This is a genomic window from Pseudomonas sp. WOUb67 (assembly GCF_050058005.1).
In the GTDB taxonomy this organism is placed as follows: domain Bacteria; phylum Pseudomonadota; class Gammaproteobacteria; order Pseudomonadales; family Pseudomonadaceae; genus Aquipseudomonas; species Aquipseudomonas putida_R.
In genome coordinates this window covers 4,611,769-4,629,243 of sequence record NZ_CP170112.1, presented here as the reverse complement: position 1 = coordinate 4,629,243, position 17,475 = coordinate 4,611,769, and the positions used below count along the sequence as shown (strand labels likewise).

Genomic DNA, 17,475 nt, shown 5'->3' with positions numbered 1-17,475 from the left:
CAGGAGAACACCCATGTCGCAACCGATTCGTGACAACCTCAAGCGCCTGCTGGCGCCCCGGCACCTGGCCTTCGTTGGCGGGCGCAGCATGGCGCGGGCGCTCAAGCGCTGCGCCGAAGGTGGCTTTGGCGGCGAGCTATGGCTGATCAACCCGCAGCATGAAAGCCTGGAAGGTATCCCTTGCGTGGCCCGCGTGGCCGACTTGCCTTACGCCCCGGACGCGGTGTTCATCGCCACCAACCGTGAGCTGACGTTGCAGTGCGTTGCCGAGCTGGCCGCGCGTGGCGCCGGTGGTGCCATCTGCTACGCGTCCGGCTTTGCCGAAAGCGGCGAAGAGGGCCGCCAGTTGCAGCAGCGCCTGCTCGCTGCGGCCGGCAACATGGCCCTGCTGGGCCCCAACTGCTATGGCCTGCTTGATTATCTGCACGGTGCAGCCCTGTGGCCGGTGGCCCATGGCGGCCAGCAGGTGGAGAAGGGCGTGGCGATCCTCACCCAGAGCGGCAACTTTGCCTACAACCTGTCCATGAGCGACCGCTCGCTGCCGGTGGCCTACATGGCCTCGGTCGGCAACCAGGCGCAATTGGGCGTGGCCGAGCTGATGGACGTGCTGCTCGACGACCCACGGGTAACGGCCATCGGGCTGCACCTGGAAGGCTTGAAGAACGTGCCGGGTTTTGCACGTGCTGCTTACAAGGCGTTGCAGCAGGGCACGCCGATCATTGCCCTGAAAACTGGCGTGTCGCAGATCGGCGCTGAACTGGCGCTCAGCCACACCAGCTCGTTGTCTGGCTCCGATGCTTTATACGACAGCCTGTTCCAGCGCCTGGGCGTGATCCGCGTCAGCGGCCCGGTGAGCTTTGTCGAAACGCTCAAGGCCGCCGCTTGCGGGCGCTTGCCGGCAGATGGCGAACTGATCGCGCTGGCTTGCTCGGGCGGCGATGCTGGCCTGATCGCCGATTATGCCGAACGCAACCAGTTACACCTGCCCAAGCTTGACCAAGGGCAGGTGACGGCACTGGCCGAAGTGCTGCCGGCCTATGCCAACCTGGTGAATCCGCTGGATTTCACCACTGCCATCTGGGGCGATGAAACGGCCCTGCAACGCATGCTCGACAGCACCCTGAGCGGGGCAGCTGATGCCGCCATGCTGGTGCTGGACTACCCGGCGGCATTCACTGGCGAGCGTAAGGAATGCGACCTGCTGCTGGCGCTGTACTGCGATGCGCTGGCGCGTCACGGCAAGATCGGTTTTGTCACTTCCGCCTTCCCGGAGTTGCTGCCCGCCAGTGCGCGTGAGCGCTTGCATGCGCGGGGCATTGCCGCCCTGCAAGGCGTGGAAGACGGCCTGGCAGCCTGGGGCCGCATCGTCGCTTACCAGCGTAACCGCCAGCGGTTGCTGGAGCAGGGCGAGGCCGCACGGGTACCGCTGTGCCCGCAAGCGCTCACGGGCGAAAGCCGGTTGCTGGACGAATGGCAATCCAAGCAAGCCCTGCGTGCCTTCGGTTTGCCGGTGCCAGCGGGCGTGCTGAGTACGCCCGAGCGCGCCGTGGCAGACGCCGCCCGCGTGGGTTACCCGCTGGTACTGAAGGCGGTCAGCGCACAGCTGCCGCACAAGACCGAAGCCGGTGCCGTGGCGTTGAACCTGCGCGATGCTGCTGCCCTGGAAGCCGCACTGGTGCAGATGCGCCAGCGCATCGCTGCCTACGCCCCGCACGTCGCGTTCGACCAGGTACTGCTCGAACCCATGGCCGAGCCGCCGCTGGCCGAGCTGATCGTGGGCATCAAACGTGAACACGACTTTGCCCTGGCCTTGGTGATCGGTGCCGGCGGGGTGCTGGTCGAACTGCTCAAGGACAGTGTCAGCCTGTTGCTGCCCACCACCGACAGCGCCATCCGCGCCGCACTGTTGAACCTGCGCAGCGCCAGCCTGCTGCAAGGCTTCCGTGGTCGCCCGGCCGCCGACCTCGACGCCTTGGTCACGGCCATCCGTGCGGTGGCGGACTACGCCTGTGAAAACGCCGGGCAACTGCTGGAGCTGGATGTGAACCCATTGATGGTCGGTGCCCACGGCACCACCGCGGTCGACGCGCTGATCCGCCTCGGCCAGGCGCAAGGAGAACGACATGAATGACCTTACCCTGACTGCCGGCCAGGCGCTGGTGCGCCTGTTGGCCAACTACGGCGTGCAGACCGTGTTCGGCATCCCCGGGGTGCACACCCTGGAGCTGTACCGCGGCCTGCCGGGTAGCGGTATTCGCCATGTGCTCACCCGCCACGAGCAGGGCGCAGGCTTCATGGCTGACGGTTATGCGCGGGTGAGTGGCCAGCCGGGGGTGTGCTTCGTCATCACCGGCCCGGGGGTAACCAACGCTGCCACCGCCATCGGCCAGGCCTATGCCGACTCCATCCCGATGCTGGTGATTTCCAGCGTCAACCATACCGCCAGCCTGGGCAAAGGCTGGGGCTGCCTGCACGAGACCCAGGACCAGCGCGCCATGACTGCGCCGATCACCGCGTTCTCGGCCGTGGCGTTGCGCGGCGATGACCTGCCCGAGCTCATCGCCCGCGCCTGGGCCGTGTTCGACAGTGAACGGCCGCGCCCGGTGCACATTTCGGTGCCGCTGGACGTGCTGGCTGCCCCTGTCAGCCGCGACTGGAGTGATGAGGTGGTGCGCCGCCCAGGGCGAGGCCAGCCATGCCGCGAATCCCTCGACCAGGCTGCCCTGAAGCTGGCAGCGGCCAAGCGGCCGATGATCATCGCCGGTGGTGGTGCGCTGCACGCGGCCGAACAACTGGCGCAGTTGAGCGCCCGGCTGGCGGCACCGGTATTCACCAGCGTGGCCGGCAAGGGCCTGCTGCCGCCGCAGGCGCCCCTGAATGCCGGTTCCAGCCTGTGCGTGGAACCAGGCTGGCAGTTGATCAGCCAGGCCGATGTGGTGCTGGCAGTAGGCACCGAAATGGCCGACACCGATTTCTGGCGCGAGCGCCTGCCGATCACTGGCGAGCTGCTGCGCGTGGACATCGACCCGCGCAAGTTCAACGACTTCTACCCCTGTGCCATTGCCTTGCTGGGTGATGCCCGGCAAACCCTGGCCGGCTTGCTCGAGCACCTGCCAGCACTCGACCGAGACCCGGCCCAGGCCAGCGAAGCGGTGAGCAACCTGCGCCAGGCCATCCGCAACGGGCATGCACCGTTGCAGGCCACCCATCAGGCGATTCTTGACCGCATTGCCGCCGTGCTGCCCGACGACGCGTTCATCAGCAGCGACATGACCCAACTGGCCTACACCGGCAACTACGCCTTCGCCAGCCGGGCGCCGCGCAGCTGGCTGCATCCTACCGGCTACGGCACACTCGGCTACGGCCTGCCGGCCGGCATCGGCGGCATGCTCGCCACCGACCATCGCCCAGGCCTGGTGCTGGTGGGCGACGGTGGTTTCCTTTATACCGCCCAGGAGCTGGCCACGGCCGTAGAGGAGCTGGACCGGCCGTTGGTGGTGCTGCTGTGGAACAACGACGCCCTCGGCCAGATCCGCGATGACATGCTCGGCCTGAACATCGAGCCGGTCGGCGTGCTGCCGCGTAACCCGGACTTCATCGGCCTGGCCCGTGCCTTTGGTTGCGCGGTGCGCCAGCCGCGTGACCTGGACGCGCTGCAGGCCGACCTGGCCAGCGGTTTCGCCACACCCGGCGTGACCTTTATCGAACTCAAACATACCTGCGTCAGCTAAGCCGCGCACATCACGAATAACAAGAGAAACCAACATGACCTTTCGCCGTACCCTGCTGGCCGCATCGCTGGCCCTGCTGATCACTGGCCAGGCCCCGCTGTACGCCGCACCGCCGTTGTCGATGGACAACGGTACCAACGCCCTGTCCGCGCAAAACAGCAACGCCTGGGTCGAAATCAGCGCCAGCGCCCTGCAACACAACATCCGCACCCTGCAGGCCGAGCTGGCCGGCAAGTCCAAGCTGTGCGCCGTGCTCAAGGCCGATGCCTATGGCCACGGTATCGGCCTGGTGATGCCGTCGATCATCGCCCAGGGCGTGCCCTGCGTGGCGGTGGCCAGCAACGAGGAGGCCCGCGTGGTGCGCGCCAGTGGCTTCACCGGGCAACTGGTGCGGGTACGCCTGGCCAGCCTCAGCGAGCTGGAAGACGCCTTGCAGTACGACATGGAAGAGCTGGTGGGCAGCGCCGAATTCGCCCGCCAGGTCGATGCCATCGCCGCGCGCCACGGCAAGACCCTGCGCATTCACATGGCGCTCAACTCCAGCGGCATGAGCCGCAACGGGGTGGAGATGACCACCTGGTCCGGCCGTGGCGAAGCGCTGCAGATCACTGACCAGAAGCACCTCAAGCTGGTCGCGCTGATGACCCACTTCGCCGTGGAAGACAAGGACGATGTACGCAAGGGCCTGGCGGCCTTCAACGAGCAGACCGACTGGTTGATCAGGCACGCAAAACTCGACCGCAGCAAGCTCACCCTGCACGCCGCCAACTCGTTCGCGACCCTGGAGGTGCCGGAGGCGCGCCTGGACATGGTACGCACCGGTGGCGCGCTGTTCGGTGACACGGTGCCGGAGCGCACCGAGTACAAACGCGCCATGCAGTTCAAATCGCACGTGGCGGCGGTGCACAGCTACCCGGCCGGCAACACCGTCGGCTACGACCGCACCTTCACCCTGGCCCGTGATTCGCGTCTGGCGAACATCACCGTCGGCTATTCCGACGGCTATCGCCGGGTGTTCACCAACAAGGGCCATGTGCTGATCAACGGCCACCGCGTGCCGGTGGTGGGCAAGGTGTCGATGAACACGCTGATGGTCGATGTCACCGACTTCCCGGACGTGAAGGGTGGCAACGAAGTGGTGCTGTTCGGCAAACAGGCCGGGGGCGAAATCACCCAGGCCGAGATGGAAGAAATCAACGGCGCGCTGCTCGCCGACCTGTACACCGTGTGGGGCAGTTCCAACCCGAAGATCCTCGTCGACTGAAACCGCCAGAAAAGGGAGATTGCCATGCGCTACGCCAAGCTTACCCAACGCATCGCCGGCGACGGTGCTGCGGCCTGGGACATCCACTACCGCGCCCTGGCGCTGCAGGCCGAGGGCAAGGACATCCTGCTGCTGTCGGTGGGGGACCCGGACTTCGACACCCCCGCGCCGATTGTCGAGGCAGCCATCGGCAGCCTGCAGGCCGGTCATACCCATTACGCCGATGTACGCGGCAAGCTGGCCCTGCGACAGGCCATCGCCAGGCGCCACCAGCAACGTAGCGGTCAGGCCGTCAACGCCGACCAGGTGACCGTGCTGGCGGGGGCCCAGTGCGCGCTGTACTGCGTGGCCCAGTGCGTGCTGGACCCAGGCGACGAGGTGCTCGTTGCCGAACCGATGTATGTGACCTACGAGGCGGTGTTCGGTGCCTGTGGTGCCAAGGTGGTGCCGGTACCGGTCAAGCCGGAGAACGGCTTTCGGGTATGCCCGCGAGACGTGGCCGAGCGCATCACCCCGCGCACCCGCGCGCTGGCCTTGAACAGCCCGCACAACCCGTCGGGGGCAAGCCTGCCCCGTGCTACCTGGGAAGCACTGGCTGAGCTGTGCATCGCCCACGACCTGTGGCTGATCTCCGACGAGGTGTACAGCGAGCTGCTGTACGAGGGCGAGCATGTCAGCCCTGCCAGCCTGCCCGGCATGGCCGAACGCACCGCTACCCTCAACAGCCTGTCGAAGTCGCATGCCATGACCGGCTGGCGGGTGGGCTGGGTGGTCGGTTCGGCCGAGCTGGCCACACACCTGGAAAACCTCGCCCTGTGCATGTTGTATGGCTCGCCGGACTTCATTCAGGACGCCGCCGTGGTAGCGCTGGAGCAGCCGTTGCCCGAGCTGGACGCCATGCGCGAGGCCTACCGCCAGCGCCGTGACCTGGTGTGCGAACAGTTGGCCGGCTGCCCGGGCCTCAAGGCGCTGAAACCCGACGGTGGCATGTTCGTGATGGTCGATATCCGTGAGACCGGCGTAAGTGCCCAGGCCTTTGCCGACCATCTGCTGGACAGCCAGGGCGTGTCGGTGCTCGCTGGCGAAGCGTTCGGCCCCAGCGCTGCCGGGCATATTCGCCTGGGCCTGGTACTGGGCGATGCGGCGCTGGTCGATGCCTGCCAACGCATCGCCCGCTGTGCCGACGAACTGAAGCGGGAGTACGGCCATGCGTGAGTATGCGCGGCTGTACATCGATGGCGCCTGGCAGGTGCCGAGTGGGCAGGGCATGGCTGAGGTGATCGACCCGGCCACCGAACAGGCCATTGGCCGGGTACCCCTGGGCGCCGAGGCCGATGTCGAGCGGGCGGTGATGGCGGCGCGGCGGGCCTTCGATGGCTGGTCGCGCACGCCGTCCAGCGTGCGCGCCGGGTACATCCGGGCATTGGTCGCACAGCTGAAAAACCGTGCGGCGCAAATGGCCGAGGTCATTACCGACGAGCTGGGCATGCCGGTGCAATGGTGCCAGGCGGTGCAGGTCGAAGGCCCGATTGCCGGGCTGGAGCAGTATGCCGAACTGGCCGGGCTGATGGATGAGGTGCGCGAAGTCGGCAATTCGCTGGTGTACCGCGAGGCCGTTGGCGTGTGCGCATTCATCAACCCGTGGAATTACCCGCTGCACCAGATGATCGGCAAGCTGGCGCCGGCCTTGGCTGCCGGGTGCACGGTGGTGGTCAAACCCAGCCAGGAAACGCCGTTGCACGCGTTTTTGCTGGCGGAAATGATCGACGCCATCGGCCTGCCGGCCGGGGTGTTCAACCTGGTCAGCGGCCCGGGTGCCAAGGTGGGTGAAGCCCTGGCCCGGCACCCGCAGGTGGACATGGTGTCGTTCACCGGCTCCACCGGTGCCGGGGTGCGGGTGGCGCAAGCGGCCGCGCCGACGGTTAAGCGGGTGTGCCTGGAGCTGGGTGGCAAATCACCGTTGCTGATTACCGCCGACGCCGACCTGCACGCTGCGGTGCGCCATGGCGTGCAGGACGTGATGATCAACTCGGGGCAGACCTGCACGGCACTGACCCGCATGCTGCTGCCGGCCAGCCGCTACGCCGAGGCGCTGGAAATCGCCGAGGCCGAAACCCGTGCACTGGTCATGGGCGACCCGCGTGACCCGGCCAGTTTCCTCGGGCCGATGTGTTCGGCCGGCCAGCGGCGCACGGTGCTCGACTACATTCGCCAGGGCCAGGAGGAGGGCGCGCGCTTGTTGTGCGGTGGTGATCACGGCGGCTTCGAGCGCGGGTTTTACGTGGCGCCCACGTTGTTCGCCGACGTCGACAACCGCATGCGCATTGCCCAGGAAGAAATCTTCGGCCCGGTGCTGTGCCTGATTCCGTATTCCGATGAGGCCGAGGGGCTGGCGCTGGCCAATGACTCGCCGTTCGGCCTGTCCAGCGCAGTGTGGGCGGGCAGCCGCGAGCATGGCCTGGCGCTGGCGCGGCAGATACGGGCCGGGCAGTGCTTCATCAACGGTGGCGGGTTCAACTACCAGGCGCCGTTCGGTGGCTACAAGCAGTCGGGCAACGGCCGCGAGTGGGGCGAAGAGGGCCTGGCGGAGTTCGTCGAGGTGAAAGCCGTACAGTGCTGAGCCACCGCTGCAAGACAACCTGTTTTGTGTAAGGAGAATGTTTGTGAATGTACTGATCGTCCACGCTCACCCCGAGCCGCAATCGTTCACCGCTGCCCTGCGGGACCAGGCCGTGGAAACCTTCCGCGCCCAGGGCCACCAGGTGCAGGTTAGCGACCTGTACGCCATGGGCTGGAACCCGGTCGCCAGTGCCGATGATTTCACCCAGCGCGAGAACCCCGAGTACCTGGTGTATGCACTGGAGCAGCGCCAGGGCGTCAAGCGCGGCGCCATTGCCGCGGATATCCAGCAGGAACTGGACAAGCTGTTGTGGGCCGACTTGCTGGTGCTGAACTTCCCGATTTTCTGGTTCTCGGCACCGGCCATGCTCAAGGGCTGGATCGACCGGGTACTGGTGTCGGGGGTGTGCTATGGCGGCAAGCGTTTTTACGACCAGGGCGGGTTGGCGGGCAAGAAGGCGCTAGTGACCGTGACCCTGGGCGGGCGCGAGCACATGTTTGGCGAAGGGGCGATTCACGGGCCGCTGGAAGACATGCTGCGGCCGATATTACGGGGCACGCTGGCCTATGTCGGGTTCGAGGTGCTGCCGCCGTTTGTGGCCTGGCATGTGCCTTACATCAGCGATGACGCGCGCCAGCGCTTCTTGCAGCAGTACCGGCAGCGCCTGGAGCAGCTTTCGGACGACCAGCCACTGGTGTTCCCGCGCCTGGCCCAGTTTGATGAGGCTTTGTACCCACTGACCTGAGCCCCACACTGCTCTCAAGAATGGCGGTGAATCTGTAGGAGCAGCCTTGTGCTGCGAAGAGGCCCTGATGGCTGATGCAAATGCATGGCCTGTGCCGGCCTCTTCGCAGCGCAAGGCTGCTCCTACAAAAAGCCCTCTCGCTGCAGCACTAAAAACGACCACCCACACATTCGGGGTATGTCCCCCCTCGGCAAATCCCTCGATAGTGAACCCATCGGCTCGATCTCGGAGCACTCACACGATGGAGTTGCCATGCGCAAGGTACTGAAGGTGATTGGTGGTCTGCTGCTGGCGTCTGCTGCCAGCCTGGCCCAGGCGGCAGAGGTGGACAGCGCCAACACGTTACGCTTGTACAACTGGACCGACTACATCGGTGAAACCACCCTGGCCGACTTCGAGAAGGCCACCGGCATCAAGGTCATCTACGACACCTTCGACGGCTACGAAACGGTGCAGACCAAACTGCTGACCGGCCGTTCCGGCTACGACCTGGTCATGCTCAACGCCTCGCTGGTTCCTCCGCTGATCAGCGCTGGCGTGTTCCAGGCACTGGACAAGCAGCAACTGCCCAGCTGGCAAAACCTCGATCAGCAGGTGGTCAACAACCTGCAGGGTTACGACCCTGGCCTGAAGTACTCGGCGCCCTACACCTGGGGCAGTTCGGGGGTCACCTACAACGTCGACAAGATCACCGCGCGCATGCCCGACGCACCGATCGGTTCGCTGGCCATGCTGTTCGACCCCAAGATCGTCTCGCGCTTCGCCGACTGCGGCGTCACCCTGATGGACGCGCCCACCGAGGTCATCCCGCTGGCCTTGCAGTACCTGGGCAAGGACCCGCGCAGCGCGTCGCCCGCCGACCTCAAGGCAGCCGAACAACTGCTGCTGGGCATCCGCCCCTACATTCGCAAGTTCGACTCGGTCAACTACCTCACCAGCCTGCCCAACGGCGATGTCTGCCTGGCGCTGACCTGGTCCGGGGACTACGCCACCGCCCAGGCCCGTGCGGTGGAAGCGAAGAAGGACATCAAGCTGTCGTTCTTCATCCCCCAGGAAGGTTCGCTGATCTGGTTCGACAACCTGTACATCCCCAAGGATGCCCCGCACGCGGCCAACGCCCACCGTTTCATCGAGTTCCTGCTGCAACCGCAGACCATGGCCAAGGTCACCGACTACATCCACTACGCCAACAGCAACGCCGCCGCCACCGCGCTGGTGCGTGACGACATCCGCCAGGACCCGGCCATCTACCCCGACGCACAAACCCGTGAGCGCCTGTTCGCGCAGAAAACCCAAAGCCCGAAAGACATGCGCGCCATCACCCGGGTCTGGAGCACGGTAAAGACCGGTTTCTGAACACTGCCCAACGATTCCCGCCAAGGAGCTGCCCATGGCCACCCCAAGCAAAGCATTCGCCATCGCCCACGACCCGCTGGTGGAAGCCGACAAGGCCCACTACATGCACGGCTACCACGTGTTCGACGAGCACCGCGAGCAAGGCGCGCTGAACATCGTCGCCGGCGAGGGCGCCTACATTCGTGACACCCACGGCAACCGCTTCCTCGATGCCGTCGGCGGCATGTGGTGCACCAACATCGGCCTGGGCCGCGAGGAAATGGCCCTGGCCATCGCCGACCAGGTGCGCCAGCTGGCGTATTCCAACCCGTTCTCCGACATGGCCAACGACGTGGCCATCGAGCTGTGCCAGAAGCTTGCGCAGCTGGCGCCGGGCGACCTGAACCATGTGTTCCTCACCACCGGCGGCTCGACCGCGGTCGACACCGCCTACCGGCTGATCCAGTACTACCAGAACTGCCGTGGCAAGCCACACAAGAAGCACATCATCGCCCGCTACAACGCCTACCACGGCTCCACCACCCTGACCATGTCGATCGGCAACAAGGCCGCCGACCGGGTGCCGGAGTTCGACTATCACCACGACCTGATCCACCACGTCTCCAACCCCAACCCGTACCGCGCCCCGCATGACATGGACGAGGCCGAGTTCCTCGACTACCTGGTGGCCGAGTTCGAGGACAAGATCCTGTCGCTGGGTGCCGACAACGTGGCGGCGTTTTTCGCCGAGCCGATCATGGGCTCGGGCGGGGTGATCATTCCGCCCGAGGGCTACTTCCAGCGCATGTGGCAGCTGTGCCAGACCTACGACATCCTGTTCGTCGCCGACGAGGTGGTGACCTCGTTCGGGCGCCTGGGCACCTTCTTTGCCAGCGAAGAACTGTTTGGCGTCACCCCCGACATCATCACCACCGCCAAGGGCCTGACCTCGGCCTACCTGCCGCTGGGCGCGTGCATCTTCTCCGAGCGTATCTGGGAGGTGATTGCCGAGCCGGGCAAGGGCCGCTGCTTCACCCATGGCTTTACCTACAGTGGCCACCCGGTGTGCTGCACGGCGGCGCTGAAGAACATCGAGATCATCGAGCGCGAGCAACTGCTGGATCACGTCAAGGACGTTGGAGGCTACCTGGAGCAGCGCCTGCAAAGCCTGCGCGAGTTGCCGCTGGTGGGGGACGTGCGCTGCATGAAGCTGATGGCCTGCGTCGAGTTCGTGGCCGACAAGGCCAGCAAGGCGCTGTTCCCCGATCAGGTGAACATCGGTGAGCGCATCCACAGCAAGGCCCAGGCACGCGGGTTGCTGGTGCGCCCGATCATGCACCTTAACGTGATGTCGCCGCCGCTGATCGTTACCCATGCGCAGGTGGACGAGATCGTCGAGACCTTGCGCCAGTGCATTATCGAAACCGCGCGCGAACTGACCGCGCTTGGCCTTTACCAGGGCCGATGAACCTGGTGCAAAGGGCTGTGCGGGGGCGTGCCTGGCAGGCTAGACTGCCGGGCATGACCCAGGCCACTCCCGACACCCCGCTTACCCTGACAATGGGCGCGCTGCAGCAATGGCATGCGGCGCTGCAGCGTGCGCTGGCCAATAGCGATACGCCCGAGGCGCTGGAGTACGTAGCCGCCGCCATTGGCCAGCTGGTGCAGGTTGAATCGATGATGATCAGCCTTGAATGCCAGGGGCGGGCGCCGCAGCTGCTGTACCAGCAAGGTATTCCCGAGCTGCACCACGCCGCCGTGCTGGAGCGTTATTTCAGTGCTGGCTACCTGCTCGACCCGTTCTGCCTGGCCGTGCAAAGCGGCCTGGCCGAAGGCTTTTACCACCTGCAGGAAATCGCCCCCGACAACTTCTTCGACAGCGACTACTACAAGGCTTATTACCTGGGTACCGGTTGCAGCGAAGACAGCTATTACATCGTCGACCTCAGTGCTGGCCGCAAGTTGTCGCTGAGCCTGTTCCAGGGTTGCAGCGGCACGCCCCTGAGTGCCGGGCAGGTCGACCTGCTGCGGGCGCTGGAGCCCATGGTGCGGGAACTGCTGGGGCGTTATGCCCGGCATAACCTGGAGCCCGGCGCAGCATCGGCCGAACACGGCAGCTTGCAGGCGGCGTTCGACAGCTTTGGTTGCCAGGTGCTGACCGACCGCGAGCGGGAAGTGGCACACATGATCCTGCGCGGGCACTCGGTGAAGTCGACCGCGCTGGAGCTGGGCATCTCGCCGGAGACCGTGCGCATGCACCGCAAGAACCTGTACCTGAAACTGGAGATCAACTCGCAGTCCGAGTTGTTTGCGCGGTTTATCGACTGGTTGCGCAGCGATCACCTCGAAAATTAGAGCCTGATCCCGGTCAGTCCAGGTTGCAGGGGGCTGCTGCGCAGCCCATCGCCGGCAAGCCAGCTCCCACCTCGACCGCATCAAGTTCAAGCCATGCGCCCTACCTGTGGGAGCTGGCTTGCCGGCGATAGGGCCGGTAGCCCTATCACAAAGCGGCCAGTCGAACCTCCAGCGCGGCAATGTGCGCCTGTAGCCGTTCATGCTCCTGGCGCTCGGCGCTGATGTCTTCGAACACGCTGATCAGGTGTTCCGGTTCGCCGTTGTCCCGGCGCTGCAGCGAGGTGCGGGCGCGTACCCAGATGTACTCGCCGTTCTTGTGGCGCACGCGTTTTTCCACTTCGTAGCGCTCGGTTTCACCGGCCAGCATGCGTTGCAGTAGTTGCAGGTTCTGCGCCAGGTCGTCGGCGTGGGTGATCTGCTGGAAGGTCATGCCGTAGAGCTCTTCGGCGCTGTAGCCCAGCAACTCGCACAGGCTGTTGTTGACCCGTTGCCAGGTGCCGTCCGGATCGATGTAGGCCAAGGCGCCCCAGGCCAGCTCGAAGATCGCCCGGAAGCGTTCCTCGCTCTGGCTCAGCGCCTGCTGGGCCACCTGGCGTTCGGTGTTGTCCATGCTGATGCCGACCATCTTCACCGAGCGCCCGGCGCTGTCGCGCACCACGGTGGCGCGGGAGGAAATCCAGCGGACTTCACCGTCCGGGCGGGTGATGCGGAAGTCGCATTCACAGCCACTGCCGTCTGCCACCGCGTCGGCGTACATCACCTGCATGCGCTGCACGTCTTCGTCGGGCAGGTGCTTCCAGAAGTCTTCGTTGTGGTGGACCGGCCAGCCATACACTTGCTCGACGTTGGGCGAGTAGGTGACTTCGTCACTGATCAGGTTCCATTCCCAGGTGACGATGCGCGCGCCTTCCTGGGCCAGCTTCATGCGCGCTTCGCTTTCCATGATCTCGGCAGTCAGGCGCCGACGCACGTCGGTCATCGGCAGCTCGACCACCTGCGGTTGCTGGATGTTCTGCAGGGCTTCGTCGCCATAGCGCAGCCAGATCCAGTTAACCTTGAGAAAGTCGGCCAGCTTGCGCAGGTTGTCGTAGTCGATCTCGCCGCCTCGGGTCCACTTGTGCACGGCGGTGCGCGAGATGCCCAAGGCCGTGCCCACGGCTTGCAGGGTCAGCTTGTGATGTTCGAGCAGTTCCTTGAGACGGAAGGCGAAGCTGTTTTCCAACATCGGCAGGGTGTCCTGATCTGGGCCAAGAGCCTGCCAGTATACGCATCTTGTCAACTTTGGGTTGACGGCGCGGGTGATCACTTGACGCAATGTTCACGCGGCCCTGCGGGAGCGGCTTTAGCCGCGAACACCGGCGAAGCCGGTGCCAGGCACCGCGGCGCCTGATTCGCGGGTAAACCCGCTCCCACAGGGGACCGTGAAAATTACAGGTCCAGCACCAGGCGGGCCGTGCGGGCGCGCGAGACGCACAGCATGATGCTCTGCTGCGCGGCCTTCTCTTCGTCGCTCAGGTACTGGTCGTAATGCTCGGCTTCACCTTCAAGGATGGCCGTCTCGCACGTACCGCACACGCCTTCGCGGCACAGGCACTCGACCTTGGCGGCCTTGGATTTCTCGATGGCCTGCAGGATGGTCATGCCTTCTTCCACCTGCAGTTCGACGCCCGATTGCGCCAGCACCACGGTAAAGGCACTGCCGGTGACCGGGGTGGCGGCAAACTGTTCCCAATGCACGCGCTGCTCGGCAATGCCGGCCTGGGCGGCGCAGGCGATGACCGCGTCGATCAGTGGTTTCGGGCCGCAGACGTACAGGTGCGCTTGCTCGTCCAGCCCCGCGCACAGGGCGGCCAGGTCAAGCTTGCGGTCGAGGCTGTCGATGTAGAAATGCGTGTTGGCAGCGTGCGGGCCGTTGGCCAACTGGTCCTGGAACGCGCCGTGCTCTGGGGCGCGGAAGGCATAGTGCAGTTCGTAGTCGGTGCTGCCGCCTTCCAGCTCATGCAGTTGCGCCAGGAACGGGGTAATGCCGATGCCGCCGGCAATCAGCACATGACGGCCGGCCGAAGGGTCGAGGGCGAACAGGTTGTTGGGCGAGGAGATGGTCAGGCGGGTGCCGACTTCGACCTGCTGGTGCATGAACGCCGAGCCGCCCTTGGACTGCTCTTCCAGGCGCACGCCGATCTGGTAGCTGCGGGTGTCGCGTGGGTCGCTCATCAACGAATAGGCGTTGCTGAACTGGCTGCCGTCAGCGCCTTGCATCTGCACGATGACGTGGCTGCCGCCGGTGAAGGCGGGCATCGCCGCGCCGTCTTCGCGGGCCAGGGTAAAGCGCTTGATCAGCGGCGTGGCGTGTTCCACGTCGGTGACGCGTACGCTGAACATTTCATAAGTGTTGGCCATGGTTCACCTCGACTGCCTGGGCGCGCGGCAGGCCCTGCCGCGCACCTTTACGTGCAAATAAACGTGGAGCGGTTGCCATCAATCGTCGAGGTGGGCCACGGCGATCAGGTTGTGGAAGTGGGCAATGCCGTGTTCGCTCATGCCACTGCGCTCGCGGTCGGCCATGATCCGGCCCTGGCCACGGTAGCCACGCGACTTCAGGCCCTTCTGCACGCTTTCGACCAGGCGCAGGTCTTCTGGGCGGAACACTTCGCGGTACCAGTCGATCAGCTTCTGCTGTTCCTCGGTGATGTCCTTGTTGAGGAAGTAGATGTCGTAGTGCTGCAGGGTGGTTTCGGCATCGACCGGGAACTCGTAGATCACGGTCATGAAGTTGGCCCCTGGCGGCACGTTGAACATGGTGCACGGCCAGGCCCAGAAACCGGCGAACGATGGGTCCTTCACGTTTTCGTCAAACTTGAACGACTGCTCCGAAGGCTTGGCCAGGCCATATTGCAGGGTCCAGTTACCGTGCATGGTGTGGCTGTACTGGCCGACGTCTACCGAGTCGGAGAAGCCTGGGTGGGCCGGGGCGCAGTGGTAGCATTCCAGGTAGTTGTCGACGATCGACTTCCAGTTGGCCGGGGTGTCGCTGACGAAACGCGCCGCCAGGTGCAGGTCGTCGATCACCGCGCAGGCTTCGCGCATGCGTGCTTGCATGCCTGGCAGCTGGTCTTCGACGGAGCCCGCGTCCATGTCCATGTTGATGAAGATGAAACCGGCGTATTCCTCCACGCGCAGCTGCACCAGGGTTGAGTTCTCTTTGTCGAAGTTGACCACGTTGTCGCAGTTACGGGCGTGGGCCAGTTCACCGTCGAGCTTGAAGGTCCAGGCGTGGTACGGGCAGGTGATGACGTTCTTGGCCTTGCCGCTGCCGCTGAGCAGTTGGTGGCCACGGTGCGGGCAGACGTTGTAGAACGCACGCAGCACGCTGTCACGGCCGCGCACGACGATGATGCTTTCGCCAATCACCTCGCGGGTGATGTAGGCATTGTTGTCTGCCACTTCGCTGCGGTGGCCCACGCAGATCCAGCTGCGGGCGAAGATGGCTTCTTTCTCGTGTTCGAACACCGCGGCCTTGGTGTAGAAATTGGCCGGGATGGTGAAGGCCTCGTCGGCGTTCGCGCAGAAATCGGCGGGCAGGCGTTTGAAGTCGTTCATGACTGGTTTCTCACAAGCTCGGTTTATAGTTGTTGGTTAACGCGTATCTGCTGGTTAACAGATCAGGCAAAAAAATTTGCAACCCTTCAGAGGGGCCACAGTACGGCCCCTCTGATTGAATCAATGCACGGCAGCAGCGCTGCGCGGGGCATGTTCGGCAGGCTGTTCACCGGCCATCCGTGCAGCCTCTTCTTCAATGACATGGGCCGGTACCTGGCCGTAGTCGGCGAACATCCACTTGAAGAAGCCGTAGATCTTCACCAGCAGAATCACCATGAACGGGATTGCGGTGAGCACCACGGCGGTCTTCATGGTCGACAGCGAGGCCTTGGCGAACAGCATGGCCAGCGGCACCAGGGTCAGCACCACGCACCAGAACAGGCGGTGGGTGGGTGTCGGGTCGTCACCTTCACGCAGGTTGCGGGTGCTGGTGGCAGCCACCGCGTAGGCCGCGGCATCCATGTGCGAAGCACAGAAGATGGCCATGATGAACAGGTACACACCGAGGAACACCTGGCCCCACGGCAAGGCCAGCAGCAGGTGCGTCACGGCCGATTCGCCGCCTTGCTCGGCGAGCATTTTCGGCACATCCACCGCGCCGGTGATGAACTGGTGCATGCTGTAGCTTTCCAGCGCGCCGAAGAAGAACCAGCAACCGAAGCTGCCGCCCATCAGCAGGGCCAGGACCACTTCCTTGATCTGCCGGCCGCGCGAAACGCGGGTGACGAACATGGCCACGCCCGGGGCGTACGACACCCACCACAGCCAGTAGAACACCGTCCAGTTGCGGGTAAAGGCACCGTCGCCGGCCGGGTCGGTGAACAGGCTCATGTGCACGTAGTTCTGGATCATCAGGCCAATCGAGTTGGCGGTGTTGTTGAGGGTGAACTGGGTCGGGCCCACCAGCAGCACGACCGCGGCAAACACCAGCGCGCCGATGCACACCATCTTGCTCAGGCGCTGCAGGCCACCGTCGATACCGATATAGGAACTGAGCGAGAACATTACCGCCACACCGCCGATCACCATCAATTGCACGGTGAACGTATCCGGGGTGCCGGTCAGGTCATGCAGGCCGCGCGTCAGGGTAGAGGCGGTGAGGGCCAGCGACACGGTCAGTGCGCCCATCATGGTCAGCAGGAAGATCAGGTCGACGGTACGGCCTACCGGCCCGGTGGCCTTGAAGCCCGTCACCGCTTCGATCACCGAAGCCAGGTTCAGGCCGCTCTTCTTGCGAACATGGAAGTGGTAGGCCATGGCCAGCGAGGCCAGGGCGTAGATCGACCAGGCGCTGATACCCCAGTGGAAGAACGAGTAGCCCACGCTGTACTCGAGGGCTTTGGGGGTGGCCGCGGCGATGTTCAGGCCCGGGGTCTGGTAGTAGTAGGCCCACTCCATCACGCCCCAGTAGAGGGTCGACGAACCCATGCCGGCACAGATGAACATGAACACCCAGGTGGCGGTGGCGTATTCAGGCTTGCCACTGCCCAGGCGGATGTTGCCGTACTTGCTGAAGGCCAGGTACAGCACGGCCAGGGTGCTGGCGAACACCAGCACCTGCACGCTGGTACCGAAGGTGCGGGTGGACAGCTCGAACAACTGGTTGGCGGCGCTTTCAGCCTGGGCGGGGAAGGCTGCAAGGCCTATTACAGTGAGCAGTACGGCGATCAGGCTCACGGTAATCAGGAACACATCAATCTTTTTATTCTTGTGCGACATCATCGTCTCCTGGACGTTGGCGTACTTGTTATACCCGGCAGGCATCCGGGGTGTTGCGGTACCACTCCTTCCTTGGTGGTTAACCACCGGTTAACCAATATCTAAT

At 64.6% G+C, this 17,475-nt stretch carries 13 protein-coding genes; 9 read left to right on the top strand and 4 right to left on the bottom strand.

All coding sequences use genetic code 11. From position 1 onward, the window contains the following. Nucleotides 1–13: 13 nt before the first annotated feature. The 9 genes from ABOC32_RS20555 (at nt 14) to ABOC32_RS20515 (ending at nt 12,050) form a co-directional block, all read left to right on the top strand. Nucleotides 14–2,131: an acetate--CoA ligase family protein gene (locus ABOC32_RS20555; protein WP_426808629.1), complete on the top strand. Its 2,118-nt coding sequence runs from the start codon at nt 14–16 to the stop codon at nt 2,129–2,131. After that, nucleotides 2,124–3,731, top strand: a complete 1,608-nt coding sequence (locus ABOC32_RS20550) for a 5-guanidino-2-oxopentanoate decarboxylase (RefSeq protein ID WP_426808628.1) — start codon at nt 2,124–2,126, stop codon at nt 3,729–3,731. The genes ABOC32_RS20555 and ABOC32_RS20550 overlap by 8 nt, the downstream gene beginning before the upstream one ends. Before the next feature lie 34 nt (nt 3,732–3,765). After that, nucleotides 3,766–4,995, top strand: a complete 1,230-nt coding sequence (gene alr, locus ABOC32_RS20545) for an alanine racemase (RefSeq protein ID WP_426808627.1) — start codon at nt 3,766–3,768, stop codon at nt 4,993–4,995. A gap of 24 nt (nt 4,996–5,019) precedes the next feature. Beyond that, nucleotides 5,020–6,210, top strand: a complete 1,191-nt coding sequence (locus ABOC32_RS20540; protein ID WP_426808626.1) for a pyridoxal phosphate-dependent aminotransferase — start codon at nt 5,020–5,022, stop codon at nt 6,208–6,210. Continuing rightward, complete coding sequence (locus ABOC32_RS20535) at nt 6,203–7,615, top strand: aldehyde dehydrogenase family protein (RefSeq protein WP_426808625.1); 1,413 nt, start codon at nt 6,203–6,205, stop codon at nt 7,613–7,615. The genes ABOC32_RS20540 and ABOC32_RS20535 overlap by 8 nt, the downstream gene beginning before the upstream one ends. 43 nt (nt 7,616–7,658) lie before the next feature. Beyond that, the gene (locus ABOC32_RS20530; RefSeq protein ID WP_426808624.1) at nt 7,659–8,360 is read left to right on the top strand and encodes an NAD(P)H-dependent oxidoreductase; all 702 of its coding nucleotides are present in this window, start codon (nt 7,659–7,661) and stop codon (nt 8,358–8,360) included. A 252-nt stretch (nt 8,361–8,612) separates the two neighbouring features. Beyond that, nucleotides 8,613–9,716, top strand: coding sequence for a polyamine ABC transporter substrate-binding protein (locus tag ABOC32_RS20525; protein WP_426808623.1), 1,104 nt, complete (start codon nt 8,613–8,615; stop codon nt 9,714–9,716). A gap of 34 nt (nt 9,717–9,750) precedes the next feature. Then, on the top strand, nt 9,751–11,163 hold the full coding sequence (locus tag ABOC32_RS20520; RefSeq protein WP_426808622.1) for an aminotransferase: 1,413 nt from the start codon (nt 9,751–9,753) through the stop codon (nt 11,161–11,163). A 53-nt stretch (nt 11,164–11,216) separates the two neighbouring features. Further along, complete coding sequence (locus ABOC32_RS20515) at nt 11,217–12,050, top strand: helix-turn-helix transcriptional regulator (protein ID WP_426808621.1); 834 nt, start codon at nt 11,217–11,219, stop codon at nt 12,048–12,050. 145 nt (nt 12,051–12,195) lie between these two features. Here the strand turns inward: ABOC32_RS20515 and ABOC32_RS20510 are convergent, their stop codons facing one another. From ABOC32_RS20510 to ABOC32_RS20495, 4 genes are all read right to left on the bottom strand, one after another. Next, entirely contained in the window at nt 12,196–13,275 is a 1,080-nt protein-coding gene (locus ABOC32_RS20510; protein WP_426808620.1) for a PAS domain S-box protein, read from the bottom strand. A gap of 203 nt (nt 13,276–13,478) precedes the next feature. Continuing rightward, entirely contained in the window at nt 13,479–14,450 is a 972-nt protein-coding gene (locus tag ABOC32_RS20505) for a PDR/VanB family oxidoreductase (protein ID WP_426808619.1), read from the bottom strand. A 78-nt stretch (nt 14,451–14,528) separates the two neighbouring features. Continuing rightward, entirely contained in the window at nt 14,529–15,650 is a 1,122-nt protein-coding gene (locus tag ABOC32_RS20500) for a ring-hydroxylating oxygenase subunit alpha (protein WP_234228054.1), read from the bottom strand. 120 nt (nt 15,651–15,770) lie between these two features. After that, nucleotides 15,771–17,369 carry a BCCT family transporter gene (locus tag ABOC32_RS20495; protein WP_426808618.1) on the bottom strand — a complete coding sequence of 533 codons (1,599 nt, stop codon included), beginning with the start codon at nt 17,367–17,369 and terminating at the stop codon, nt 15,771–15,773. Nucleotides 17,370–17,475: the final 106 nt, after the last annotated feature.